This window comes from Alistipes senegalensis JC50, assembly GCF_025145645.1.
In the GTDB taxonomy this organism is placed as follows: domain Bacteria; phylum Bacteroidota; class Bacteroidia; order Bacteroidales; family Rikenellaceae; genus Alistipes; species Alistipes senegalensis.
In genome coordinates, this window is record NZ_CP102252.1 from 3,323,578 (window position 1) to 3,349,112 (window position 25,535).

At 61.3% G+C, this 25,535-nt stretch carries 18 protein-coding genes; 16 read left to right on the plus strand and 2 right to left on the minus strand.

The genetic code is table 11. The features are described from left to right. Positions 1-43: 43 nt before the first annotated feature. A complete protein-coding gene (locus NQ519_RS13290; RefSeq protein WP_019150669.1) occupies positions 44-1,207 on the minus strand; it encodes a 1-deoxy-D-xylulose-5-phosphate reductoisomerase in 1,164 nt (387 codons plus the stop codon). Between the two features lie 7 nt (positions 1,208-1,214). Then, positions 1,215-2,084, minus strand: coding sequence for a murein hydrolase activator EnvC family protein (locus NQ519_RS13295; protein ID WP_019150668.1), 870 nt, complete (start codon positions 2,082-2,084; stop codon positions 1,215-1,217). A gap of 132 nt (positions 2,085-2,216) precedes the next feature. Here NQ519_RS13295 and NQ519_RS13300 point away from each other — a divergent pair, with 132 nt between their 5' ends. The 16 genes from NQ519_RS13300 to NQ519_RS13375 all read left to right on the plus strand — a co-directional run bounded on the left by NQ519_RS13300 (position 2,217) and on the right by NQ519_RS13375 (position 25,477). Further along, positions 2,217-3,128, plus strand: a complete 912-nt coding sequence (locus NQ519_RS13300; RefSeq protein ID WP_019150667.1) for a nucleotidyltransferase family protein — start codon at positions 2,217-2,219, stop codon at positions 3,126-3,128. A 336-nt stretch (positions 3,129-3,464) separates the two neighbouring features. Continuing rightward, complete coding sequence (locus NQ519_RS13305) at positions 3,465-6,005, plus strand: zinc-dependent metalloprotease (RefSeq protein WP_227901153.1); 2,541 nt, start codon at positions 3,465-3,467, stop codon at positions 6,003-6,005. An 8-nt stretch (positions 6,006-6,013) separates the two neighbouring features. Beyond that, entirely contained in the window at positions 6,014-8,443 is a 2,430-nt protein-coding gene (locus NQ519_RS13310; RefSeq protein WP_161603979.1) for a zinc-dependent metalloprotease, read from the plus strand. Positions 8,444-8,477: 34 nt separating this feature from the next. Then, complete coding sequence (locus NQ519_RS13315) at positions 8,478-11,801, plus strand: SusC/RagA family TonB-linked outer membrane protein (protein WP_019150665.1); 3,324 nt, start codon at positions 8,478-8,480, stop codon at positions 11,799-11,801. A 12-nt stretch (positions 11,802-11,813) separates the two neighbouring features. Further along, positions 11,814-13,232 carry a RagB/SusD family nutrient uptake outer membrane protein gene (locus NQ519_RS13320; RefSeq protein WP_019150664.1) on the plus strand — a complete coding sequence of 473 codons (1,419 nt, stop codon included), beginning with the start codon at positions 11,814-11,816 and terminating at the stop codon, positions 13,230-13,232. A gap of 11 nt (positions 13,233-13,243) precedes the next feature. Next, positions 13,244-13,459, plus strand: coding sequence for a hypothetical protein (locus tag NQ519_RS13325; protein ID WP_129651946.1), 216 nt, complete (start codon positions 13,244-13,246; stop codon positions 13,457-13,459). A gap of 33 nt (positions 13,460-13,492) precedes the next feature. Further along, positions 13,493-14,782 carry a hypothetical protein gene (locus tag NQ519_RS13330; protein WP_147513177.1) on the plus strand — a complete coding sequence of 430 codons (1,290 nt, stop codon included), beginning with the start codon at positions 13,493-13,495 and terminating at the stop codon, positions 14,780-14,782. 109 nt (positions 14,783-14,891) lie between these two features. Next, a complete protein-coding gene (locus NQ519_RS13335; protein ID WP_083871004.1) occupies positions 14,892-16,469 on the plus strand; it encodes a M64 family metallopeptidase in 1,578 nt (525 codons plus the stop codon). 74 nt (positions 16,470-16,543) lie between these two features. Beyond that, a complete protein-coding gene (gene pgmB / locus NQ519_RS13340; protein WP_019150661.1) occupies positions 16,544-17,200 on the plus strand; it encodes a beta-phosphoglucomutase in 657 nt (218 codons plus the stop codon). Beyond that, complete coding sequence (locus NQ519_RS13345; RefSeq protein ID WP_019150660.1) at positions 17,182-19,470, plus strand: family 65 glycosyl hydrolase domain-containing protein; 2,289 nt, start codon at positions 17,182-17,184, stop codon at positions 19,468-19,470. Before pgmB ends, NQ519_RS13345 begins: the two co-directional genes overlap by 19 nt. A gap of 3 nt (positions 19,471-19,473) precedes the next feature. Further along, positions 19,474-20,745 (plus strand): alpha-amylase family glycosyl hydrolase, encoded by a 1,272-nt coding sequence (locus NQ519_RS13350; RefSeq protein WP_019150659.1) that lies wholly within the window; start codon positions 19,474-19,476, stop codon positions 20,743-20,745. Positions 20,746-20,769: 24 nt separating this feature from the next. After that, positions 20,770-21,615 (plus strand): SGNH/GDSL hydrolase family protein, encoded by an 846-nt coding sequence (locus NQ519_RS13355; RefSeq protein WP_019150658.1) that lies wholly within the window; start codon positions 20,770-20,772, stop codon positions 21,613-21,615. A 444-nt stretch (positions 21,616-22,059) separates the two neighbouring features. Then, positions 22,060-22,863, plus strand: a complete 804-nt coding sequence (locus NQ519_RS13360; RefSeq protein WP_019150657.1) for a hypothetical protein — start codon at positions 22,060-22,062, stop codon at positions 22,861-22,863. A 131-nt stretch (positions 22,864-22,994) separates the two neighbouring features. Further along, positions 22,995-23,891: a TPM domain-containing protein gene (locus NQ519_RS13365; RefSeq protein ID WP_019150656.1), complete on the plus strand. Its 897-nt coding sequence runs from the start codon at positions 22,995-22,997 to the stop codon at positions 23,889-23,891. 20 nt (positions 23,892-23,911) lie between these two features. Further along, on the plus strand, positions 23,912-24,487 hold the full coding sequence (locus NQ519_RS13370; protein WP_019150655.1) for a LemA family protein: 576 nt from the start codon (positions 23,912-23,914) through the stop codon (positions 24,485-24,487). After that, positions 24,488-25,477 carry a DMT family transporter gene (locus NQ519_RS13375; protein WP_019150654.1) on the plus strand — a complete coding sequence of 330 codons (990 nt, stop codon included), beginning with the start codon at positions 24,488-24,490 and terminating at the stop codon, positions 25,475-25,477. Positions 25,478-25,535: the final 58 nt, after the last annotated feature.

Consider the following 25,535-nt stretch of genomic DNA (forward strand, 5'->3'; position numbering starts at 1 on the left):
ACGGTTATATCGATGTGGGATTGTGTTTTTAACATTTCTCCTTTCACATTTCACCTTTCAATTTTAAAAATTCCGCCGCCAGCGCACGGGCTTCGGCGTTCGCTTCGGCATAATCGGCCAGGGTGGGCGAGGCGATGAACGACGCGCGTTCCAGCGCATGACGGATGGCGCGCACGATGTCGAGCCACGCGCACTTGCGGGCGAGGAATGCGGCCACCGCCACTTCGTTCGCCCCGTTCATCGTGCAGGCCGCCGTGCCGCCGCGCCGCAGGCAGTCGTAGGCGATGTCCAGCGCCGGATATTTCGCGCGGTCCACCTCGGCGAAGGTCAGCTGCGGATGGTTCAGGAAGTTGAACCGCTCGCCCGGACGGTTCGCCCGGTCGGGGAACATCAGCGCGAAGCTGATCGGCATGCGCATGTCGGGCGTTCCCAACTGGGCCTTGATCGCCCCGTCTTCGAATTCGACCATCGAGTGCACGATCGACTGGGGATGGAGCAACACCGAGATCCGCTCGGTCGAGGTTCCGAAAAGCCAGTGGGCCTCGATCACCTCGAACCCCTTGTTCACGAGCGTCGAAGAGTCGATCGTGATCTTCGCGCCCATGTCCCATTGGGGATGACGCAGCGCCTGTTCCACCGTGACGTTCGCCAGCTCTTCGGCCGCGAGGTCGCGGAACGCGCCGCCGCTGCACGTGACGATCAGCCTTCGGACCGGGGCGCGTTCGCCCACGAGGCATTGGAAGATGGCCGAGTGCTCCGAGTCGATCGGGATCACCGGGGCTTTCCGTTCGCGCGCCAGCGGCATCACGCAGGCGCCGCCCACCACCAGCGACTCCTTGTTGGCCAGCGCGAGCTTCTTGCCCGCCTCGATGGCCGCCACCGTGGGCGCCAGCCCCGCATAGCCCACCAGGGCGTTGACCACCACTTCGGTGTCTCCGCCTCCGGCGACCTGCGCCACGGCCTCCTCTCCGGCGTAAACCTTCGTGTCGGTGTCCGCAAGTGCTTCGCTCAGGGCGGCGTAACGGCTCTTGTCGGCGATCACCACCGTGTCGGCGTCGAATTCCCGGGCCTGCTGCGCGAGTTTTTCCCAGTTGCGGTTCGCCGTGAGGATGCGGGCTTCGAAGCGGTCGGGGTTCTCGCGGACGATGTCGAGCGTCTGCACGCCGATCGAACCGGTCGAACCCAGTATGGCAAGTCGTTGTTTCATGCGTTTGTCAGAAGACGATGTATCCCTCCGGGTCCACGGGCTTGCCGTTGTTCCAGAGTTCGAATTCGAAGAGTTTCACCTCGCCGTTCTCGGCTTCGGCGTTGTATCCGATCAGCTCGCCCGAGCGGATGGTCTGTCCCACCGACACGAGCGACTGCGAAAGATTCTTGTAGATCGAAATCAGGTTCCCGGCGTGTTGCAGGACCACCGTGTAGCCCGTCTCCGGGGCCCAGAGGCTCTGCACGACCGTTCCGTTGTCGATGGCCGCGATGCGGTCGCCGGCCGCCGCCGCGATCTTCACGCCGAAATTCCCCTGTTTGATGTCGAAACGCCCGGTGATGATCCCTTCGACGGGCGTCGCCAGTTCGATGGCCTCGCGGATCTTGCGGCGCGACCCCTCGCTGCGCGGGGCGATGGCATACTCCCCGTCGCCCTCCATCTGGGCCCTCAGCAGCGAATCCTCGGGCGAGGGCATCACCAGCACCTTGCTGATGCGCGACGAATCCGACGCGGCCAGCGTCCGCGCCACGGGGGTGCGTCCCTCCATGATGAGGGCGATGTTGCGGTTGTAGGTCATCATGTCGTTCATCATGCGCTCCATCGAGTCGAGTCGGATGATGTTTTGCAGCAGGCTTTCGCGCGAGCGGTCGGCCTCGGTGCGGTATCCGGGCAGGAACTCCAGCACGGGGCTGTAAGCCACCAGCGACAGCGTGAGGATGAACAGCAGCAGGACGAACGCCACCAGCCCGGCAAAGACGCTCGCGGGCGAAAGGTGTATGTGCCACTCCTCGGAATTGTCCGTGGCGTTGAGCATGCTGAAGCGGCGTTTGCGGAACAGCCCGCGCCACCACGCCCGTATTCTCTTCAGAAATTTCATTTTCCGGGAACGTTTTTTCGGGGTTACGTCTGACAAAGGTAGCCAAAATTCCAAAAAACCTTTGGCATCGCCTTGAAAATTTTTACCTTTGCAGATGCTTTGAACCTAAACGTCACAAACACATAAAAAAGTATGGTCAAACCTACACTCTTGGTCCTGGCGGCGGGCATGGGCTCCCGCTACGGATCGCTCAAACAGATGGACGGCGTCGGTCCCAACAACGAAGCCATCATCGACTATTCGGTCTACGACGCCATCCGCGCCGGTTTCGGCAAGGTGGTTTTCGTCATCCGCCACTCTTTTGAAAAGGAGTTCCGCGAAGTCTTTTCGGCCGACCGCTTCGGCGGGCGCATCGCCGTCGATTTCGTCTTTCAGGAGCTGGACTACCTCCCCGAGGGGCTGACGGTTCCCGAAGGCCGCGTGAAGCCGTGGGGCACGAACCACGCCGTGATGATGGCCGCCGATGCCGTTCACGAGCCGTTCGCCGTGATCAACGCCGACGACTTCTACGGCGCCGAGGCTTACAAGACCATCGGCGAGTACCTCTCGAAACTCGGCGATTCGAAAAACAGCTATTGCATGGTCGCCTACGACCTGAACCGGACTCTTTCGGAGAACGGTACGGTTTCGCGCGGCGTCTGCGGCGTCGATCCGAAGGGCGACCTCACGTCGATGGTCGAGCGCACGCAGATCGAGCGCATGCCCGACGGCCGGATCGTCTTCCACGACGGTGGCGCCGACGAGGAGCTGGCCGAGGATACGCCGGTTTCGATGAACCTCTTCGGGTTCACGCCCGACTTCTTCGCCTATTCGAAGGAGTACTTCGCGCAGTGGTACGCCGAGAATCACGAGAATCTCAAGTCGGAGTTCTACATCCCGACGATGGTCAACAAGCTGATCGGCGACGGCACGGCGACGCTCCGCGTGCTGCGTTCGGCCGCCCAGTGGCACGGCGTCACCTACAAGGAGGACAAACCGGCGCTGATGGCCGCCATCGAGAAGATGATCGCCGACGGGAAATATCCCCGCGACCTCTGGAAGTAGTTTCCGGCGGTTGCGGCGGCATCTGCCGCGGATTTTCAGACAGGGTCGTAGCTTGAAAAAGTTACGGCCCTTCTTATATATATAGGGTCGATCGGTCTTTGCCTGCGACGCGAACGACAACCCGTGCGAAAAACTCGTTTCCGGTTTGTTTTCCGATAAATTTTTTATATCTTTGTAGAGGTTTGTTAGGTTCCTCGTGGAGGATGGCTCCTTTCGATAGCGAGAAAGGGCTCTCTTCGGGAATTTTGTCGGTATTTCTTTGGTTAATCTGCTTGTTCTAACCCTGTTTGAATGATGAAGTTTTACGTTCGGACAATTTCGCCCCTTTTTTTGCTTGTGGTCTTGTCGTTATGCGGCTCGCAGCAGGCGTTCGGACTTTGTGGAAAACGCAGCCGCAAGGCGCCCGCCGAACAGCGTGACACCACGAAAAGTTCGGCATACGACAAATTCTTCAAGGAGGAACAGCGCATAGCCCGGGGCCTTTTCACGCTGCATGAGATGAAAGGACGGGTCTATTTCGAGATTCCGCTCCGGCTGATGGACCGGAGCATGCTGCTCGGAACGACCATCTCGGCTACCAGCGACAACGGTCACGGAATCGTGGGCTCCAAGCCGAAAGATCCGCTTCATTTCGCATTCACGCGTGCGGGAGACCGGATCGCCATGCGGCTGATTTCGGAGCGGACTGTCTCCCCCCCCCTCCCGGATCATGCTGAAATAGGGCGGGCGCTCGCAACGAGCAATATCGGCGCTATTTACCGGTTGTTCAAGATCGAGACCTTTACGCCCGACAGCTCGGCGGTGGTCGTGGACGCCACGAATCTGTTTGTCAGCGATGACGAGCGGCTGTCGCCTTTCGACAAATACAGCCAGCACACGCTTTCGGGACGCCTCAAACGCAAGGAGTCGTTCGAAAAGGAGAAGTCCTACGTGACCGGAATCAAGTCCTTTTCGGATAACGTTTCGGTCAGCAGCAGTCTGAATTACCGGGTGACGATCTCGGAGCGCGGGCTGCGGGATGTGCCGGTTACGATCGCTGCCACACGTTCCATCCTGCTGCTCGACAGTCTTCCCGTCAGCCCCCGGATCACCGACAGCCGCATCGCCGTTTTTCCGACGGGCAAGATGCTCTATTCTCCCACGACCCAGGGGGCCCGTCCGATATGGTATGCCAACCGCTGGCGGCTGGAGCCCTCGGATATCGAAGCCTACCGGCGCGGGGAATTGGTGGACCCGGTCAAGCCGATCGTCTTTTACATCGACCGTAATTTTCCCCGCACGTGGCTTCCGTACGTCATCGAAGGGGTGAATCAGTGGAGCGAACTTTTCGAGCAGATCGGTTTCCGCAATGCCGTCCAGGCGCGGCTTTTTCCCGAGGACGACCCTGAATTCGACCCCGACAACCTCAAATATTCGTGCGTGCGGTATGCCCCGGTGACGATTCAGAACGCTATGGGCCCCTCGTGGACCGATCCGCGCAGCGGCGAGATCGTCAGCGCCTCGGTCTATCTTTATCACGATGTGATCGAGCTGATCAACAACTGGCTTTTCATACAGACTTCGCCGGCCGATCCGCGCGTGCGGCAGAAGCAGATTCCTCAGGAGATCATCGGCGACGCCCTGCGGTATGTGCTTTCGCACGAGATCGGGCATTGCCTGGGCTTCATGCACAACATGGGCGCATCGTCCGTGATCCCCGTGGATTCGCTGCGGAGCCCCTCTTTCACCCGCGAGACGGGAACGACCCCGTCGATCATGGATTACGCCCGTTTCAACTATGTCGCCCAGCCGGGCGATTTCGAGCGCGGCGTGCGGATGACGCCTCCGCGGTTCGGGGTTTACGACCGGTTTCTGGTGAAATGGAACTATACGCCGCTTTTCGCCGGGAGCCCCGAGGCGGAGTATGCGATCACCTCGCAATGGCTGCGCGAGGCGTCGGCCGATCCGGCCCTGCGCTACGGCAAGCAGCAGTTCTCCGAGCCGCTCGACCCCCGGTCCCTCTCCGAGGATCTTGGCGACGATCACGTCAGGGCCTCCGAATACGGCATCTCCAATCTGAAATACGTGCTTTCGCACCTCAATGCCTGGACCGAATCCGACGACCGGGATTACAGCTACCGCAAGACCATCTACAACGGAATCGTCAACCAGTATTTCACCTATCTGAACCATGTCTATGCGGACGTGGGCGGAGTGTATCTGTACGAGAAACACGTCGGGGACTCGGTCGAACATTACCGGAGCGTTCCCCGCGAGCGTCAGGTCCGGGCGCTGGAATTCCTGTTGGGACAGCTCGACGACATGGAGTGGCTGGACGACCGGAGTGTGACGGGCAATCTGGGGCTGGTGGCCTCGGCCGCGGACGCCGTGTGCGAGGCTGTGATGAAAGCCGTCGTGGCGTCGCCCTCGAAAGTGGGGCTTTCGGCTGCGCTGGCCGAGAATGACGCCTTCACGCCCGAAGCGTGCATGTCGTTGATTTACGACCGGATCTGGGCTCCGACCCTTCGCCGGAAGGCGTTGAATCTCTCGCAGATCAAGCGGCAGCGTCTTTTCCTGGAGACGCTCGGCAAGGTGGCCGCATTGCGTGAAGAGGGAAATTCCAAGAGCCTTGCGGCCATGCGGCGGATGGAGGTTCCGGAGGCGTTCCGCACGGACCGGTCCCTGCTGCCGAACGCTTCGGCAGGTTGTCCGGGACCTGTGGCGGGGTATGACGATCCTATGCCGCTGTTTTACGAAGAGCGGCCGATGGAGGGACTCGCCTATGACTGCGTGCTGAAGATCCGGCGCTTGCTGGAGGGGCAGCGGAACCATCCCGATCCGCAGACCCGGCTGCACTACCGTTCGCTGTTGCATACGATCGAATCCTATCTGAAATGACGGCGGTTATGAGAGAAAGATACGATATGCGATGGATCGTGACGCTGATGATGCTGTTGTCGGTGCTGTGCGACACGACGCCCGCGGCGGCCCGCAAGCGGCGCGCGACGGCTCCCGAACCGCGTAAGACGGCTTACGAACGGCTTTTCGCCGGTAAGAATCCCCGAACGGTGCAGGGATTGTTCACCCTGCATCTGCTCGACGGGGATGTCTATTTCGAGGTGCCCGATTCGATGCTCGGACGTGACCTGCTGCTGGGGGTTACGGTGCTGTCGGTCAGCGACGGCGAGGAGTCGTCGGTCGGGATGCAGCCTTCGCGTCCGCGCCATGTCGTTTTCCAGCGAACCGATTCGCTTTTGCAGATTGCCGCACTCGACAGCCGTTCGCGCAGCGACGATCCGGCGATCGGGCGGGCGCTGGCCGCGAGCCGGCAGCCCTCCGTGATCGCGTCGTTTCCCATCGAGGCGGTTACGCCCGACAGCAGCGGCGTCGTGGTGCGTGCGACATCGTTCTTCCGGAACGGCGAGAGTTACCTTTCGCCCAAGGACCCGAAGAGTTACAGCAGCCGCGACGGATTCGTCCTGCGGAGTTACGAATACCGTTCTGAAGCCTCCTGGATACGCGATATAGCGGCCTTTAGCGACAATGTCTCGGTGGTGAGCGAGCTCTCCTACGAAGTCTCGTCCTACGCTTTCGGCGTGATTTCTCGGGGCGATCCCGAGCTCTTCACGGCGGCCGTGCGGACATCGTTCCTGCTGCTGCCCGAACCGATGACGACGGTCCGTGAAGCGGATCTGCGCGTGGGCACCTCCACGTCGCGTTACGTCGAATACAGCGCCGACCGGCAGGGCGCCGAAGTCCGTTATTACGCCTCCCGGTGGCGGGTGGATGCCGGGCGTCCCATCGTCTTCTATCTCGACGAGCGTTTTCCGGCGGCGTGGAAACCCTATATCGAACGGGGCATACTGCTCTGGAACGATGCCTTCGAGCGGATCGGTCTTCCGCGGGCCATCGAGGTGCGGCGTGTCTCGGCGGAGGGGCTGCCCGACGTGAACGACATTCGCTATTCGGCCGTACGCTACGTTCCTTCGCCGGCCCGCGATCTGCGGTTCAACGCCTGGACCGATCCGCGGACGGGAGAGATTCTGAGCGCCAACATCTACATCAGCCATAATATCGGGCCGCAGATCCAGACCGAACGGCTTCTTCAGACGGGAGCCGCCGATCCCCGGGCGCGGCGGCTGGAACTCGACGAGGCGCTTTTCGGCGAGAGCCTGTCGGCGAAGGTGGCCCGTTATACGGGTTTTTGCCTGGGGCTGCTGCCTAACATGGGGGCTTCGCAGACAGTGCCGCTCGATTCGCTGCGCAGCGCGCATTATACGGCCGCGAACGGACTTTCGGCCTCGATTCTCGACGAGCTGCCGTTGAACTATGCGGCGCGTCCCGAAGATTTCCGGAACGGTGTGAAACTCTGTCAGACATCGCTGGGGCCGTACGATTACCGCGCCGTCGAGTGGCTTTACGGCGACGGGGCGGTGAGCGACGATCCGTCGTGCCGTTTTCTGCGGGAACAGCCGGAAAAATTCGCGCTCGATCCCCGGGCCCGGGCCTCGGATCTGGGCGACGATCCGCTGCGGGCGGCCGATGCCGGGCTGGCGAATCTTGCCGTTGTTCTGCGCCATGTCTCGGAGTGGATCGACGACGAGGATGTCGATTATGCCTACCGTTCGGCCTTCCCCGAGTCGGTTTCGTTCTATTGCAATGCGTTGTTCGGCTCCGTGATCGCCCGCTTGGGCGGAGTGCGGATCAACGAACGCTATGCCGGAGATGCGGGCCGGAGTTTCGAGCCGCTTCCCGCCGGGACGCAGCGGGAGGCGATGCGGTGGCTGCTGTCGCGGCTCGACGATCTGCAATGGCTCGACAGCCGTTCGCTGATCGTGGGGGAGGGGCTCAACCCCGGAATCGCGGATTTCATCCGTACGGAGACCTTCGACCGGATTCTGGGAAGCCTGGACCGCATTGCGCTCTGCGCTTCGTTGACCGACGGGGAGGCTTACACGCGCGCGGAGGCGCTGGACGACCTCTCGGCCTATCTTTGGGACAATGCGGACCCGGCGGACGAACTCGTCAAGCAGCCGTTGCAACTGCGATTCCTGAATCGGTTGCTGGCCCTTGCCGAACAGGCTGCGGGCCGGAAATCGAAGCTGCGTTCGGACTATTTCGCCGAGGCTGTGACGGCGGAGAATTCCGCAGGCTTCGCTCCGCTTGCCGGGGTTTCCTACCTCACGCGGCCCGAGGACGGCCATCTGCTCTACGGCGTGCTGCTCGACTGCCGGGATCGGATTGCGGCCGCCCGGAATCGGAGCGCCTCGCCGCAGATGCGGGGACACTACGCATTGTTGCTGCGTCGGGTGACGCACTTTCTTGAAAACAAGTGACGATAAGTTTGTACACCTATAACGATTGAGGCCTATGAAGATGATTTTACGTCAAGCCTTGGTTCTGCTGTCGGTTCTGTTGCAGTGCGGTGCTGCGTTCGCACAGCCGCGGTCCGTTACGGGACGGGTTGCGGATGTGAACGGGATGCCCGTGGTCGGGGCGACGGTGGTCGTGAAGGAGGCGCGCAGCAGCGGGGCGATCACGGATTCCGACGGACGCTACCAAATCCGGATTCCCGAAGGCGGCAAGACCCTTCTGTTTTCATTTGTCGGTTATCAGACGCAGGAGCAGGTCGTGGCTCCGGGGCGTACACGTTTGGACGTGGTTCTGCAACCCTCCTCCACGGAGATCGAACAGGTCGTCGTGACGGGATATTCGCAGACCACGGTCAAGAAGGTTACCGGTTCGGTGGGAATCCTGACGGCCGACGAATTGAAACTCAAGCCGCAGACCTCGGTGGATGCCCTGATGCAGGGCGAGCTGGCCGGCGTTTCGGTGACGCCGACGACGGGACGGCCGGGGGCCAGTCAGCGGATTCGTATCCGCGGCATCGCCAACCTCTCGGGAAATACGGCGCCGCTGTGGGTGGTCGATGGGGTCCCGATGCAGAACGAGGGTCCGAGTACGAATCTGAGTTCCAACGAACTCAAGGCCGGAGGCTTCGACGATATTTTCATTTACGGTATCGGCGGGGTGAACCCGAACGATATCGAGTCGATCGTCGTGCTGAAGGATGCCGCGGCTGCTGCGATCTACGGTTCCCGGGCGGCGAACGGCGTCATCGTGGTGACTACCAAGCGGGGCAAGGCCGGCAAGATGAAGGTCAATTTCTCGTCGAATGTCACGGTTTCGTTCCGGCCGCAGCGGCAGCCGTCGCTGATGAATACGGCCGAGAAACTGGCCTGGGAGCGGGAGCTTTGGGACGAATTCGCGGCTGAGAAATATGCGCAGTCGCTTCTGGACCCGTCGGTGATCTATCCTACGGTGGGCATCGTGGGGCAGGTGCGTTCGGGACAGCTGGCCTTTTCGCATCTCAAGGGCGACCCGGCGGCGCAGGAAGCCTATCTGAACAGTCTGGCTGCGACCGACACCGACTGGTACGACGTGATTCTTCGCAACGCCGTGTCGGTAAACGGTCATGTTTCGGTGAGCGGCGGCGAGAATGCCTACAACTACTATCTTTCGTTGGGTTACACCAATGACCAGGGCATGCTCATCGAGGACAGCGCCGACCGCTACACCTTCAAGGCGAATCTGGGATTCAAACCGACGCGGCGCCTGTCGTTCGACGTGGGGGCCGACATTTCGTACCGGCAGGCCGATACGCCGAATCCGAGTGTCGATCCCTTCACCTATGCCTACTTCGCCAATCCCTACGAGAAACCCTACAACGACGACGGAAGCTATGCGAACGACCAGACGTGGCTTTCGCTGCCCAACTACAACCGCGATACCTATGAGGACCTGCCGGAAAAGGGCTTCAACATTCTCCGGGAGATCGAGGGCAACAAGACGAAGACCGATTATGTTTCGACGGAGGTGCGTATGGGGCTCGAATACAAGCTGCTGGAGAATCTGAAATTCGTCGGTCTGGCCTCCTACAATTTCAATAACAACGATACGCAGACCACGCGGGAGGAGGACACCTACGGGGCTTTCAAGGACCGGTTGAGCATCCACCGTACGCATAACGGCAATCTCTACGGCTCCATTCTGGAAAACAAGAGCCGCCGCACGGGGTATCTGCTGCGCGGTCATCTCTCCTATGTCGGGGAGTACGGCGAGGGGCATACGCTGAATGTCGTGGGAGGAGCCGAATTGCGGGGCAACGATTCGCATACGCTCTTCAACAAACGGTTCAACTATGATCCGCGGACCGGGAATACGGCCCTTCCGCCGATCGAGAAACCCTCGGAGAGCACGCTGCGGGAGATCGAGCGTCTGACGGGCGAGTATTTCACCAAGTCCCGTTATGCGTCGTTCTACCTTTCGGCCGACTATTCGTTCCGGGACCGTTATATTCTGAGCGTCACGGGGCGCGCCGACGGCAGCTCCTATTTCGGCACGCATGCGCAGTTCAATCCGAACTGGAGTGTGGGTGGAGCCTGGATTCTGACCGAGGAGCCCTTCATGGCATCGGCCCGCAAGGTGCTCCATTACGCCAAGCTGAAAGCCTCTTACGGCTTTACGGGAAATATCGTGACGAGCGCCTCGCCGCAGCTGATGATGAACTATTCGTTGCAGACCTACCGCGAATATATGAACCAGAACCATTTGGTCGGAACGATCTCTTCGGCGCCCAATCCGAATCTGGGGTGGGAGAAGGTCAACGACGTGAAGGTGGGTCTGGACCTGGGATTCCTGGACGGCCGGCTTTCGCTCGAAACGGAGTATTACAGCCGTCTGACCAAAGGCGCTGTGGACGACAAGCCGCTCTACGTGACCACGGGATTCACCCATCAGGCGGCCAATTTCGCCCGCCTGCGCAACCGGGGTATCGAGTTCACGCTCCGGGGCGGGATCGTTCAGACCCGGGACTGGACGCTGGATGCTTCGGTCAATTTCGCTTTCAACTCGAACAAGGTGCTCGAATATGCGAGTTCGGTATCGTTCCAGCATATGAAGCTCAACTACTACGAGGGCTATCCGGCCCGGGCGCTCATCGGCGGCAAGGTGGTCGGGATCGACCCCCTGACGGGTCTTTACGAATTCAAACTGCGCCCCGATGCGGTCATTTCGAGCGATGCGGACTACACCGACGAAGCCAACTACCTCTACTATCTGGGGAACCGGGAGGCGCCGTTCAACGGCGGTTTCAGCCTTTCGGCCGGATACCGGAATCTGCGTCTGTCGGTCAACGGCGTCTTTTCGTTCGGGTCTTACGCCTATGACCGCAACGAGTCGCCGGCGACTTACAGCCAGATCGCTGCGGGAAGCGTCTCCACGATGGACCGGGCGCAGACGGAGTACAGCGACCTGTATTCGAACCACCTGAATGTCTGGAAAGACCGCACCGACCGTTGGACGGAGGCGAACCCTACGGGGACGAAGTACCCGCGGATCTACGACTCGTTCGACGCGAAGTACCATTTCGACCAGTCGAATCCGACCTCCAATGCCGTGGTCGATGGAATCTATATCTACAAGATTTCGTACGTGCGGATCAAGAACATCACGCTCTCCTACTCATTGCCGCGCAAGGTGGTCAACCGGGGCGGATTCGATGCCGTGAGCTTCAACGTAAGTCTGGCCAACTTCTTTACATTCACCGATTACAAGGGCATGGACCCGGAGGTTCCGGGCGCGATCTATCCCACGACGCGCTCCGTGACGTTCGGCGTGACGCTCGGATTCTAAAAACAGCGGATTATGAAACGGAAAATATGGATGACAGTCCTGGCAGCGCTGCTTTTCGGCGGATGCAAGCGCTATCTCGACGTGACGCCGCAGGGAAAGATCATCCCTGAAACGGAGGAGGATTTCGAAGCCTTGCTGAACAACATGCTGTATGCCATCGAGGAGGGTACGGACGAAGATATCCTGGGCTGCTACGACCGGGTGATTCTCTACGAGTCGATCTCCGACAATCTCGATGCGAACATCTCGGCCGGGCGTCTGACGCTCTATGCGGGCGATGTGGCGAACAACTTTCAGAAGGGGTATTACGAGGGCCTTTATTCGGCGATCAAGGATTGTAACCTGATTCTGGAGCACATGCTCGAAAAGGACTCCGCGAAGGCCCGGGCGTTGTGTGCCGCAGCCTATGCCATCAAGGGCGTATGCTATTACAATCTGATCCGGATCTACTGCGAGCCGTACGATGCGGCGACGGCCTCCTCTCTGCCGGGCATTCCCATCGTCGAGCGTTTCGATGTGGAAAGCGATGCGGTGCCCGACCGCAACACCCTCGCCCGGAGCTACGAGTATGCGGTTTCGCTCTTCCGCAAGGCGATCGATTGCCACATGACCGACGAGTCGTATCTTTTCACGGAGGCGGTGGCGAAGACCTACCTGGCCAAGCTCTATTTCTGGGCGGAAGAGTGGTCCGAGGTGATTCCGCTGTGCGAGGAGCTGTTGGCCGTACCGTCCTACGCCCTTGCGGACAGAAGCGTCTATACGGAGTCGATCCAGTCTTACGGCGAGCGGTTGCAGGAGGTCATCATCCGCGACCGGACGACGGGCGACGACGACGTGAAGACACTCTACGACGAGACTTTTCAGCGATACCTGAACACGCGGCCGGTGAATGCCACGCTGTTGAAACTTTTCGGTGCGGAACCGCAGAAAGATGTGCGTTGGAACATCATGTGCGATGCGAAGCGGGTTAACCGGAAGACCGTGACGGTGCGGGTCCGGGGTTCGGAACTGCATCTGATGCTTGCCGAGAGTTATGCCCACCCGGGGGCGCAGCAGGACGAGGCGAAGGCATTGTCGCTGCTCAACGAACTGCGCCGCAAGCGTATCGAAGATGTTGAGGATTACACGCTTCGGACGCTTCCCGAGCCGGACCCCGGGGCGCTGATCACGGTGGATGCCGCGGGCAAGCCCCTCACGCCGTTGATTTCCGCCATTCTGGACGAGCGGCGCAAGGAGCTCTACATGGAGGGCGACCGCTGGTTCGAACTCAAGCGTAACGGCTGTCCCGAATGGTGGGTGATCCAGCAGTCGGGAAGCACGCTGCCGGTCAAATACGTGGTGCGGCGGTATCTCTATACGATGCCCGTGAGTGTCCGGGACATCCGGAACAGTCAGGGAAAGATCGCCCAGAACCCGGGTTATGAATTTTGAATCGCAAAGCTATGAAACGAAGGAAATGGATGTTTTTCGCAGCGCTGACGGTGTTGGCGTCGGCGGGACTTTTTGCCGCGGGATGCGACGAATACGACGATGTGCCGCCGCGGAGCTCGGGCGGATCGTACGATCTGCTGCCGATCGTCGGCGAATCGGCATCGGCCGAGGAGCTCGAAACGTGGCGGGAGATTCGTTCGGAGTACGAATCGGCGGTCGGAAATTGATACTCTGATTGTTTCACTAAATAAAGACGGATTATGAAAAAGTATTTGTATTTGTCCGTGGCGCTTCTGACGACGTTGTCGCTGGGCGCGTGCGGCGACGACGACGAACCCGGATCGGGCTCGGCTGCCAATGTGCAATTTTCAGCATCGTCCTATACGCTGGACGACGAACCGATCGAGATCAAGGTGGTGGCGTCGCAGGCTGCGGCGTCGAATCTGAATATCGGATTCACGGTCGGCGGTACGGCCACGACGGCCGATTACGAGCTTTCCGCGCAGAGCTTCCTGCTCGAAGCCGGCAAGACCGAGGCGACCGTCACCGTAACGCCCAAGCAGGCTTATAAGGAGGCCAAGACCCTGACGTTCAGCCTTGCTGCCGGTAAGGGATATGTGATCGGGCGGGTCGCTTCCACGACGGTAAATCTGGTCGAGTCGAGCGTTTATGTTTACAGCTTCACGACGGCGGCGGCAGAATTGCAGGAGTCGCTGGATGTTACGCTGACCGTGGGTGACGAGAACTTCAAGGCGCCTAAGGATCTCGAATTGCCGTTCAAGGTCCTTTCGGGCTCGACGGCCGAGTTGGGCAAGCACTTCCTGGTGAAGGACGAAGCCTCCTCTTTCATCGTTCCGAAAGACGGCAACACGGCGACGCTGACGCTGCTTCCGGGTCCCGATGCTGACCTTGCCAATCCCGCGACGCTGAAGCTCGGCGTGGATGAGCAGGGCGGACGCTTCGTCGCCGGAGAGACCTCGAGCGTAACCGTCACGGTCAAGGGGCTGCTCTCCTATGCGGCTCTTGCCGGCACGTGGCATTGCAAGGAGCTGATCGGTCAAGAAGATCTCGAACTTTATGCGATGCTTGAAGAGATGGATGTTGACGCGATTCCGAGCCACAACGACGGTTTTACGATCACGATCACGGATGAAGGGGACCATGCGATGTTCACGCCGTCGAGCACGGGCGATCCGGCCGATCTGGCCAACCTCTTCCGGACGTGTGACATGACCTATACCGCACCCCTCAACAATGTGGAGGGCAAAGTGAGCGGGTCTTATACAACGGTCGGTGAGGAATATTTCTTCTATGAAGGTTCGTACGATCTGACTTATTTCCAGTTGAGCAGCGGAAACCGCTCTTTCGACAATTCGAACGAAAAACTTGGTAAGTTGACTATCGCGCTCATGCTGGACAAGGACGGATCGATGATCCTCTTCCTGCGCGACTTCGACGAGCCTCCCTTCCTGCCTTTGTGGTGGGATACGGAGTGTTTTGAATCCTACTTCTTCGGTTTTGGGTATCGTTTCGAGAAGGCCGCGCAATAGCCGTCTCTGCAATTCGGGAAAGCACCTCTCCTCTTACGCGAGGTGCTTTCCCGTTTGTTTTCGATCCGGAGTCGCCCGGATCGTTTCGTTCGCATAAAAAGAGTTTGCCATGAAGAGTTATTTACGGTTGTTGTGGGGCATCGTGCTGTTCGGTTGCTGCGCCTGCACGACTTCGCAGGATCGGACGACGCTGTTGGAGGTTTCGCCCCGGAGTGTCGTGTTGCCGCACGAGGGCGGGGACGAATGGATCGAATTGCAGGCCGACGGAGCCTGGACTTCGGAGGTGTCGCCTCCGATAGCGCGGGAGTGGCTGACGACCGAACCCGCCTCGGGCGGAGCCGGGAAACATCGGGTCCGGCTGCACGTTGCACCGAACGCGGATTTCGCACAGCGCGATGCCTCGGTCTATTTCGATGCGGCGGAGCTTTCGCAGGTGGTTGCGGTTACGCAGGCTCCGACCCTCGTGACTCCCGGACGACTCGAATTGCCGGCTCTCAATACCACCGAGTATCTGACGGTCGGATCGGCTTCCGAACCGCTCGAAGTCGCGCTCTCCCCGCAGGCGGAGTGGTGTACGGCCGTGGTCGAGGGGGCGCGGATGCGCATCCGGGTCTCGACGAATCTCGGCGCGGAAAGGTCCGTGACGTTGCATGTGACGGCCGGCCGGTTCACGCAGGATGTCGTGCTCGTGCAGCGGGCCTTCGATCCGGTGAGAAACTACGGCGACGGCGAGGTCGTTGCGCTGCAACGGGCCACATCCGGAAACGGCGTGTGTCTGGTCGTCGTGGGGGACGGCTACACGCTTGCCGAGATGGCCCGGGGAACGGGGAAGTATGAAACCGACATGCGGCGAGCGGCCGAAGCCTTCTTCTCGGTCTATCCTTACAGCGCCTACCGCTCCTATTTCGATGTCTACATGCTGACTGCGATTTCCGAGGAGGCGGGCATGAGCTGTGTCTCTCCGTCGGAGACCGTGGATACGAAATTCTCGACGCTGTGGCAGGGGGTATCGACCTCGATTTCGTGCGATGACGGAGCCGTCCGCGACTGGCTGACGCGGGTGACGGCACTGACGGGGCGCCGCATGCAGGATTTGACGGTCGTCATGCCGATCAACCGGGCGGTGTATGCCGGGACCTGTCTGATGTGGACCGACGGTTTTTCGATCTCCATGATTCCCGTCGGAAGCAGTTTCGACAAACTTGTGGTGCACGAGGCCGGCGGACACGGTTTCGCCAAGCTGCTCGACGAATACGTCTATTACGAGACCGAGATTCCGGCGAAAACCCGGAGCGAAATCGAGAGTTTCAAAAACTTCGGATTCTATATCAATGCGGACTTTTCGCCCGACATCTCCCAGACGACGTGGCGGGATTTCGCCGCGCGGCCCGATTATCCGATGGTCGGAACCTATCCCGGGGCGGGCACCTACCGTTCGGGGATCTGGCGTCCGGAGGAGAACAGCTGCATGAACGACAATGTCGCCTATTTCAACGCCCCGAGCCGATGGGCCCAGATCCGGCGTATCCGGAGGCTCGCCGGCGAGCCGGATTATACGTTCGACGCGTTTCTGCTCGAAGATCAGCGCCCGGCTTATCCGGTCGGAACGCGCTCGGGAATCGGGGATTTGTCCCGCTTCGTGCCGTCGGGGCCTCCCGTGGTCATCACGGAGCCGTCGGACCGTTGAGCGGCGAAGTTCTTTGTTCGGAGCGGACGGATGTCGGGAAAAAATCGTATCTTTAACCTCCGAAATTACGAAAAATGATCGCTTGCTGTCTGTTCGATCTCGACGGAGTTATCGTCGATACGGCCCGTTATCACTATCTGGCATGGGCCTCGCTGGCCCGGGAGCTGGGTTTCGAGTTCACGCCCGAGGCGGGAGAAGCCACCAAAGGCGTGAGCCGCATGGCTTCGCTCGACATCGTGCTGCATGCCGGGGGACTGGATGACCGCTTCTCCCCGGCCGAAAAGGAGCGTCTCGCCGCGGAGAAGAACGCCCGCTATCTGGCTTATGTCTCGGCGATGACGCCCGCGGAGGTGCTTCCGGGCGCTGCCGCGTTCCTGCGCGACGTGCGCGCCCACGGCGTGCTGACCGTGCTGGGCTCCGCGTCGAAGAACGCCGGGACGATCCTCGACCGCTGCGGGCTTCGGCCGCTGTTCGACGCCGTGGTCGATGGCACCGGGGTCACGCATCCCAAGCCCGATCCCGAGGTTTTTGCCAAAGGGGCCGGGGCGGTCGGTGCGCGGCCCGAAAACTGCGTGGTGTTCGAGGACGCCGCCGCGGGTATCGAGGCCGCGGCGCGCGCCGGCATGCGCTCGGTGGGTGTCGGCGGCGGCCCTCTGCTCGCGGGGGCCTCGATGCAGCTGAAAGGATTCGAAGGATTTACGTTTGAGATGTTATGCAGAGAAATAGACTGAATCTCGTCACAGACCCCTGGCGGATCGTCGAGGCCGATTTCGACCCCGCGCGGGTCGAGGCCGCCGAATCGCTCTTCGCGCTGGGCAACGGCGTCATGGGCGGCCGCGCCAATTTCGAGGAACGCTACTCGGGGCCGTCGCTTCAGGGCAACTACATCGGCGGGGTCTATTACCCCGACAAGACCCGCGTGGGGTGGTGGAAGAACGGCTACCCGGAGTATTTCGCCAAGGTGCTCAATGCGGCCTTCTGGATCGGGGTGGATGTCGGGATCGACGGCGAGCCGCTCGACCTGGCGACCGTCGCGGAGGTGAAGAGCTTTTACCGCGAGACGGACATGCGCCGTTCGGTGCTGACGCGCCGCATGACGGTCACGATGTGCAACGGCGCCGAAGTCGCCGTCGAGGCGACGCGCTTCCTGTCGCTGACGCGCCGCGAACTGGGCGTCATCCGCTATGCCGTCACGCCGCTGAACCGCGCCGCCGCGATCACCTTCTCGCCCCATATCGACGCCGACGTGCGCAACGCCGACGCCAACTACGACGAAAAGTTCTGGGAGCCGGTCCTCACCGACGGCGACGTTACGCAGAGCCGCACCCGTAAGAGCGGTTTCGAAGCCGCATGGGCGCAGGCCGTGGAGCTCGAAGGCGCGGAGTTCCGCTGCGAAACGCAGCCCGAGAAGGTCCGTCATACCGCCGCGGTGCGCTGCGACGCGGGCCGCACGGCCACATTATATAAATATGCGGGTATCTGCTCGTCGCTCAACCATGCCCCTGCGGACCTCGCCGCCGCTGCGCGTGCCGTCGCCGCCGACGGACTGCGGACGGGCTTCGACGCCCTGCTGAAAGAACAGGAGGAGGCGTGGGCGGCCCGCTGGCACGGGTGCGACATCGTGATCGGGGGCGACCCTGCGGCCCAGCAGGGCATCCGCTTCTGCATCTTCATGCTCCTGCAAACCTACACCGGGGTGGACACCCGCCTGAACATCGGGCCCAAGGGCTTCACGGGCGAGAAATACGGTGGCGTCACCTACTGGGACACCGAGGCTTACTGCCTGCCGTTCTACATGGCCACCGCAGGGCAGGCTGTGGCGCGCGAACTGCTGGTCTACCGCTACAATCAGCTGGACAAGGCCATCGAGAACGCTGCCAAACTGGGGTTCCGCGACGGTGCGGCGTTGTATCCGATGGTCACGATCAACGGCGAGGAGTGCCACAACGAGTGGGAGATCACCTTCGAGGAGATCCACCGCAACGGCGCCATCGCCTATGCCATCCATAACTATATCCGTTATACGGGTGACGAGGGCTACCTCGCCGACTGCGGACTGGAGGTCCTCGTGGGCATCGCGCGCTTCTGGGCCCAGCGCATCACGTGGTCCGAAGCGCGGCGGAAATACGTCCTGCTGGGCGTCACCGGCCCCAACGAATACGAGAACAACGTCAATAACAACTGGTACACCTCCTATATCGCCTGCTGGTCGATGCGCTACGCCGCCCGGGCTGCCCGATGGGTGCGCGAGAATCGCCCTGCGGACTATGCGCGCATCTGTGCGAAACGGGCGTTCGACGAGGCCGCCGAGACGGCTGTGTGGCACCGCATCGCCGACAACATGTATCTCGGCGAGGATCGGGAGCTGGGCATTTTTCTCCAGCAGGACAGCTATCTGGACAAGGAGCAGACGCTCGTGGCGGACCTCGACCCGGCCGAGCGCCCCATCAATCAGAAGTGGTCGTGGGACCGCATCCTGCGCTCGTGCTTCATCAAGCAGGCGGATGTTCTGCAAGGGCTCTATTTCTTCGGCGAGGAGTTCGACCTCGACACGCTCCGCCGCAACTTCTATTTCTACGAACCGCGCACCGTCCACGAATCGTCGCTCTCTCCCTGCGTCCATGCCGTCCTCGCCGCGCGCCTCGGCGACCTGGAAAAAGCGGTCGAAATGTACCTGCGCACGGCGCGGCTGGACCTTGACGACTACAACCGCGAGGTCGCCGAAGGGTGCCACGTCACCTCGATGGCCGGGTCGTGGCTCTCGGTGGTTGAGGGCTTCGGGGGCATGCGCGTCCGCGACGGCGTGTTGTCGTTCGATCCGCGGCTGCCCGAGACGTGGGAGTCGCTCTCCTTCAAGGTCAATTTCCGGGGCCGCGTGCTCACCGTGAAGGTCACGCGCACGGCCGTCGAGGTTTCGAACGAGGGCGATCCCGTCGAAATCGCTCTCTGCCGCCGCCGCGTCCTCGTGGAGGAAAAAGTAATTATGAATTCTGAATCGTGAATTATGGATTGTTTCTGGCCCCGGGCCGTTCTCTATGAAATGAACGTGCGCCAGCTCACGCCCGAAGGCACGCTGCGCGCCGCCGCCGCGAAACTCCCTTTCCTGAAAGATCTGGGCGTCGATGCCGTGTGGCTCATGCCGATCTATCCCATCGGCGAGGCCGGGCGCAAAGGCTCGCTGGGCTCCTACTATTCGATCCGCGACTATTGCGCCGTGAATCCCGAGATGGGCACGATGGCCGATTTCGACGCTTTCGTCGCCGAAGCCCACCGCCTCGGGCTGAAGGTCCTGCTCGACTGGGTGGCCAACCATACGGCCCGCGACGCCCGGTGGATCGACGAGGCGCCCGCCTCGTGGTACGAGCGCGACGCTTCGGGAGAGCCTGCCGTGCCGTGGGACTGGTCCGACACCGCGAAACTCAACTACGCCGACCGCGACGTATGGCGGGCGCAGGGCGACGCTATGGAGTTCTGGATCACGCAGCACGCCGTCGATGGCTTCCGCTGCGACATGGCGATGCTGGTGCCCGTCGATTTTTGGAACGAGGTGTCGCGGCGTCTGCGGCGGACGAAGCCCGATCTGTTCATGCTGGCCGAGGCCGAGGAGCGGAATCTCTTCGAGGAGGGGGCTTTCGACGCCTGCTATGCCTGGGAGATGCACCACCTGATGAACGATGTCGCCCGGCAGCGGGTGCGCGTCACGGCGCTGCGCGACTACATCTACGCCGACCGCGGCCGTTATCCCGATTCGGCCATGCGGCTCGCGTTCACCTCGAACCACGACGAAAATTCGTGGAACGGCTCCGAGTTCGCCCGTCTGGGCGACGCCCGCGAGATCATGGCGGTCTTCACGTTCGTCGTGCCGCGGGGGCTGCCGCTGATCTATACCGGTCAGGAGATCGGCTACGACCATTCGTTCGCCTTCTTCGACCGCGATCCGATTCCGTCCTACGCTTCCAACGCTTTCACGGAGTTCTACCGCCGTCTCACGGCCTTGCGGCACGGCAATCCGGCCCTTGCCGCCGGGGAGCGGGGCGGGGCGATGGTCGAGATTCGCAACAACGCCGAGGACTGCCTGATGACCTTTGTCCGCGAGACCGGCGGCAACCGGGTCGTGGCGGTGATGAACCTCTCGCCCTACGCCATCCATGCCGACTACTATACGGGCATCTACGCCGGGATGTACACCGATGCCATGACGGGCGAACCTTTCGAACTCCGGGGCCGCGTCGAGGAGGATATGGCGCCGTGGAGCTACCGGATACTGACACGCTGAATGAAATAACAAACCGATCGAACTATGCGAAAAACGTTTTGTCTGCTGGCGGCCCTGCTGCTGGCGGCGGGGCCTGCGGGAGCCTCGGGCGACGGAGCCGGAAAGAACCGGGAGTGCGCCGCCGGAATGAACCTCATGCGGAATCAATGGTCCGGCAAGCGGGTCGCCTTTCTCGGCGATTCGATCACGGACGAACGCCATGTCGGCACGACGAAAAACTACTGGCAGTATCTGTCCGAGATGCTGGGCATCGTGCCTTTCGTCTACGGAATCAACGGACACCAGTGGTCCGATGTGCTGGGGCAGGCCCGGAAGCTGTATGCCGAGCGGGGCGACGCCGTGGATGCCGTCGTCGTCTTTGCCGGGACCAACGATTTCAATGCCGGCGTGCCGCTGGGCGAGTGGTACGAGGTCCGGGAGGCGGAGTGCCCGATGCCGGGTCCCTCCGTGGGGACGCGGATGCGCCGCACGCCTTCGGCGGACACCGGGACCCTCTGCGGACGGATCAACGCCGTGCTGGCCTTTCTCAAAGAGCACTATCCGACCAAGCAGGTCATCCTGCTCACGCCGCTTCACCGCGGTTATGCGCGTTTCAGCGACCGGAACGTCCAGCCCGACGAATCATACCCCAACCGGCTGGGGCTCTATGCCGACGCCTATGTCGCCAAAATCCGCGAGGCCGGGAGCGTCTGGGCGGTTCCGGTGATCGACCTCAACAGCATCAGCGGTCTTTATCCCGTCGCCGATTCGCATGTCCGTTATTTCAGCGACGGGCAGACCGACCGTCTGCATCCCAACGCCGCGGGTCACGAGCGTATGGCCAAAGCCCTGGCGTATCAGTTGCTGGCGTTCCCGGCCTGTTTCGACTGACGACGCCGGAATTCGGCCTTTATCCGGCAGCGGACCCTGACGAACGGAACGGGTTCGGTGCCGTAACGGCACTTTTAGGATGTCGGGACCTTTTGCCAGGCCGTCTGCGATTCGGGTTTGGAACCGTCCGTTCCTTTTCCAGCGCAGAGTCTTCGATACTTTCGCTCGGAAAAAATGCAAGTGAACTTGCTTTTTTCTCTCGGCTTATTCGTATCTTTGCAGGGACCGAAACAGTGCCTATGTTGTACGTCGCAAAATATTCTCAGGATCAGGACCGTCGGACGGCCCGGGACTTGTTGCGCCGTAATTCCCCCCCCCGAATCTAATTGACACCCATCGTGCCGGCCCTGCCGCCGGCGTTCCGCGGATGATTCGTTTCATCCGTGCGTTTCCGCGTGCCTTCTGTTCATCCATTTTTTCTATAATCTTAAAAACGTTATGCAAATGAAGAAACTCTTTTTTTGTACGCTGGCCTTGTGCGCCGTGTCTTATGGAACCTATGCGCAGGAATCGGCCCGTACCGACGGGGATTCCCGCCGGCTGGACTCCTTGCAACGGGCCGTTGAGGCGCTCTCCTCGCGTGTGGAGGATACGGAGAGGACCGAACTGAACCGTGCCGTCTGGAAGGACCGTGCCAAGTATTTCAACCTGGGATATGTCCGGCAGAAGCTCGCGGACAAGACCTACGGCGGGGAGCTCGAAAGCGATTTCGGAGCCTCGCTGAGCTGGGGCAAAACCTACTACCTGCATCGCAAGCCGCTGTTCGGGATGCTGAAATTCGGCCTCGACTGGTCGTGGATGGACATCAACTACGCCAAGTCCGCGATAGAGATGTTCGACGAATCCTCGTCCGAGGATTTCTCGTCCGACGTGCACCAGGCCGAAATCGGCATGCAGTTCGGACCTTCGGTGACGGTCAACCCCGTGCATCATCTGAAAATCGGAGGCTATTTCCGCGTCATGCCGTCCTACTCGCTCCTCTATATGGACGAGACCGTGCATCATCATTACGTGACCTTCTGCAATGCCGGCTGCACTCTCGCCTGGAAGGTCGTTTCGCTGGGCGTCGAGTGGCGCTGGGGCACGGCCAAATACGACGGGCTGAAATTCGACGAGTCGGCCTTCGACGAAGACGACCTGACGGACGGCGACTCCCCCTCGATGGGTGACGTGATGGACCAGATGAAGGTTCCCGACCGCAAGTTCAGGACCAGTTCCGTCCGGTTTTATTTCGGTTTCCGGTTTTAGACCCTGAATCCGGAAACATACAGGCGCGGCGGCATACCTGCGGGGTGTGCCGCTGTTTTTTCGGCTGCTGCGGAAAAGTTTTTGCAGGTGCATTGAATCTCGCTTTTTTACGTATCTTTGTTCCCGAGGTTATGAGAAAGATTGCGATCCTTTGTCTGCTGCTCGTCGGCGCGCTGCCCGCCCTTGCGGGAAGCTACCGCCCGGACGAGATTCCCAATGTCCAGCGCATGGACCGGCGACGCTATGTCTCGAATCCCGACGGCATTCTCTCCGCGGGAGCCGTGGCGCGCATCGACTCCCTCTGTGCGTCGCTGCGCGAACGGGGGCTTGCGCAGGTGGCGGTCGTCGCTGTCGATGACATTGAGGGCGGCGACGCTTTTTCGTTCGCCGTCGAACTGTTCCGCAGCTGGGGCGTGGGCTCGGCCGAGAGCGACAACGGACTGGGCATCCTGCTGGTGAAGGAACTGCGCGAAATACGCTTCGTCACGGGCGGCGGATTGGAGGGAATCCTTCCCGATGCGCTCTGCAAACGCATACAACTCAATTATATGCTTCCTGCCTTCCGCGAGGGGGATTACAGCGCGGGCATGGTCGCGGGCGTCGAGGCTGCGGCCGCGGTGCTCGAAGGGGGCGAGGCGGACCTCAGCGGCGACGGCGGCGAACTTCCGGCGTGGATGATCTTCGTGATCGTCGTCGGATTCATCGTGGGGCCGCTGGGACTGGTGCTGGCGGTCTATTACGCCCGGCGCCGCTGCCCGAAGTGCCATAAATTCACCTTGCGGCAGGATTCCCAGCGGGTGCTGAGCGTCACGCACAACTACCGGCTGGTGGAGTATACCTATGTATGTCCGAATTGCGGCGCCGTGGTGAAACGGCAGGCCCGAAACCTCCGCGACGACAACTTCGGCGGGGGAGCGGGCGGCGGCACGATCATCGGCGGCGGCTTCGGACGCGGTTCGGGCGGAGGTTTCGGCGGCGGCTTCGGGGGTGGTTCCTTCGGTGGCGGCGGCGCCGGTTCGAGATGGTAACGATTAAAAAACGGATAAGTATGAAAAAATGGATTTGGATCGGCGCAGTCGCCGTGGTGGTGATCTTCTTTTATGCGACCTACAATGGCTTCGTGAACAAGGAGGAGGGGCTCAAAGGCGCCTGGGCCGATGTCGAGACGCAGTACCAGCGCCGTGCCGACCTGATTCCCAATCTGGTCAGCACCGTGAAGGGCTATGCGGCCCACGAGACGCAGACGCTGAACGACGTGACCGAAGCGCGCGCCCGGGCTACGTCGATCAACCTTTCGGCCGACGACCTGACGCCCGAGAAACTCGCGCAGTTCCAGCAAGCGCAGGCGCAGGTGCGCTCGGCGCTGGGGCGTCTGATCGCCGTGTCGGAGAGCTATCCCGACCTGAAGGCCAATCAGAATTTCCTCGAATTGCAGGCCCAGCTCGAAGGCACCGAGAACCGGATCGCCGTCGCCCGCAAGGATTTCAACGAAAAGGCGCGGGCCTATAACGTCGCCGTGCGCCGTTTTCCGGCGAATCTGGTGGCCGGGATGTTCGGCTTCGAACAGAAGCCCTATTTCGAGTCTTCCGAAGGCTCGGAAGCCGCTCCGCAGGTGACTTTCTAAATGATCTCCGAACGTTCGCGCGGCTATGTGCTGGGGGCCGTGGCCGCGGCCAGTTACGGGCTCAATCCGCTCTTCGCGCTGCCCCTCTACGAGGCGGGCATGGAGCCGGATTCGGTCCTTTTCTACCGTTATGTGCTGGCTGTGGTGATGCTGGGGGCGCTGATGCTCTTCCGGCGGCAGTCGTTCGCCCTCGCGCGGCGCGACATTCTGCCGCTGGCGGCGATGGGACTGTTGTTTTCGGTGTCGTCGCTGCTGCTTTTCCAGAGCTACAACCTCATGGACGCGGGCATCGCCTCGACCATTCTGTTCGTCTATCCGGTGATGGTCGCCGTCATCATGGCCGTCGGCTTCCACGAGCGGATCACGGCCGCCACGGTTTTCTCGATCGTCCTGGCCTGCACGGGCATCGCCCTGCTTTACAAAGGGGGCGACGGCGCGACGCTCAGCCTCGCGGGCGTGCTGCTGGTCTTCCTCTCGGCGCTCGCCTATGCGATCTACATCGTCGGCGTCAACCGTTCGTCGCTCAAAAACCTTCCGACCGAGAAACTCACCTTTTACAGCCTCCTGTTCGGGTCGCTGGTCTATGTCGTGCGGCTGCAGGGCGGCGCTGATTTGCAGGCCGTTCCTTCGCCTCTGATGTGGATCAACGCCGTTTCGCTGGCGCTGTTCCCGACGATCGTCTCGCTGGTGACGATGGCCGGGGCCATCCGCCGCATCGGCTCCACGCCCACGGCGATCCTCGGGGCGCTGGAACCCGTCACGGCGTTGTTCTTCGGCGTCATGGTCTTCGGCGAGCGTTTCACGCTGCGTATCGGTGTCGGCGTGGCGCTGATCCTCGTCGCCGTGACGCTCATCATCGCGGGCCGGTCGATCCGCATCCCCACCTCTGTCACCCACCTGGCCCGCTGGATAGCCCGCCCGCGGCTGCCGCGCTGGGCCGTGCGCTGGGCGCACCGTCTACCGCTGCCGCGCATCCGCCGCCGCGGCTGATCCTTCCGCCGAAACGAACGGCGCGAGCGAATCGCCTCCGGTGCCGTCCGCTCCTCTC

Bases quoted from the DNA above. Each gene is read 5' to 3' on its own strand.
- NQ519_RS13290 (WP_019150669.1), bottom strand. From the start codon at position 1,207: ATGAAACAACGACTTGCCATACTGGGTTCGACCGGTTCGATCGGCGTG.
- NQ519_RS13295 (WP_019150668.1), bottom strand. From the start codon at position 2,084: ATGAAATTTCTGAAGAGAATACGGGCGTGGTGGCGCGGGCTGTTCCGC.
- NQ519_RS13300 (WP_019150667.1), top strand. From the start codon at position 2,217: ATGGTCAAACCTACACTCTTGGTCCTGGCGGCGGGCATGGGCTCCCGC.
- NQ519_RS13310 (WP_161603979.1), top strand. From the start codon at position 6,014: ATGAGAGAAAGATACGATATGCGATGGATCGTGACGCTGATGATGCTG.
- NQ519_RS13315 (WP_019150665.1), top strand. From the start codon at position 8,478: ATGAAGATGATTTTACGTCAAGCCTTGGTTCTGCTGTCGGTTCTGTTG.
- NQ519_RS13320 (WP_019150664.1), top strand. From the start codon at position 11,814: ATGAAACGGAAAATATGGATGACAGTCCTGGCAGCGCTGCTTTTCGGC.
- NQ519_RS13325 (WP_129651946.1), top strand. From the start codon at position 13,244: ATGAAACGAAGGAAATGGATGTTTTTCGCAGCGCTGACGGTGTTGGCG.
- NQ519_RS13330 (WP_147513177.1), top strand. From the start codon at position 13,493: ATGAAAAAGTATTTGTATTTGTCCGTGGCGCTTCTGACGACGTTGTCG.
- NQ519_RS13335 (WP_083871004.1), top strand. From the start codon at position 14,892: ATGAAGAGTTATTTACGGTTGTTGTGGGGCATCGTGCTGTTCGGTTGC.
- pgmB (WP_019150661.1), top strand. From the start codon at position 16,544: ATGATCGCTTGCTGTCTGTTCGATCTCGACGGAGTTATCGTCGATACG.
- NQ519_RS13345 (WP_019150660.1), top strand. From the start codon at position 17,182: ATGCAGAGAAATAGACTGAATCTCGTCACAGACCCCTGGCGGATCGTC.
- NQ519_RS13350 (WP_019150659.1), top strand. From the start codon at position 19,474: ATGGATTGTTTCTGGCCCCGGGCCGTTCTCTATGAAATGAACGTGCGC.
- NQ519_RS13355 (WP_019150658.1), top strand. From the start codon at position 20,770: ATGCGAAAAACGTTTTGTCTGCTGGCGGCCCTGCTGCTGGCGGCGGGG.
- NQ519_RS13360 (WP_019150657.1), top strand. From the start codon at position 22,060: ATGAAGAAACTCTTTTTTTGTACGCTGGCCTTGTGCGCCGTGTCTTAT.
- NQ519_RS13365 (WP_019150656.1), top strand. From the start codon at position 22,995: ATGAGAAAGATTGCGATCCTTTGTCTGCTGCTCGTCGGCGCGCTGCCC.
- NQ519_RS13370 (WP_019150655.1), top strand. From the start codon at position 23,912: ATGAAAAAATGGATTTGGATCGGCGCAGTCGCCGTGGTGGTGATCTTC.
- NQ519_RS13375 (WP_019150654.1), top strand. From the start codon at position 24,488: ATGATCTCCGAACGTTCGCGCGGCTATGTGCTGGGGGCCGTGGCCGCG.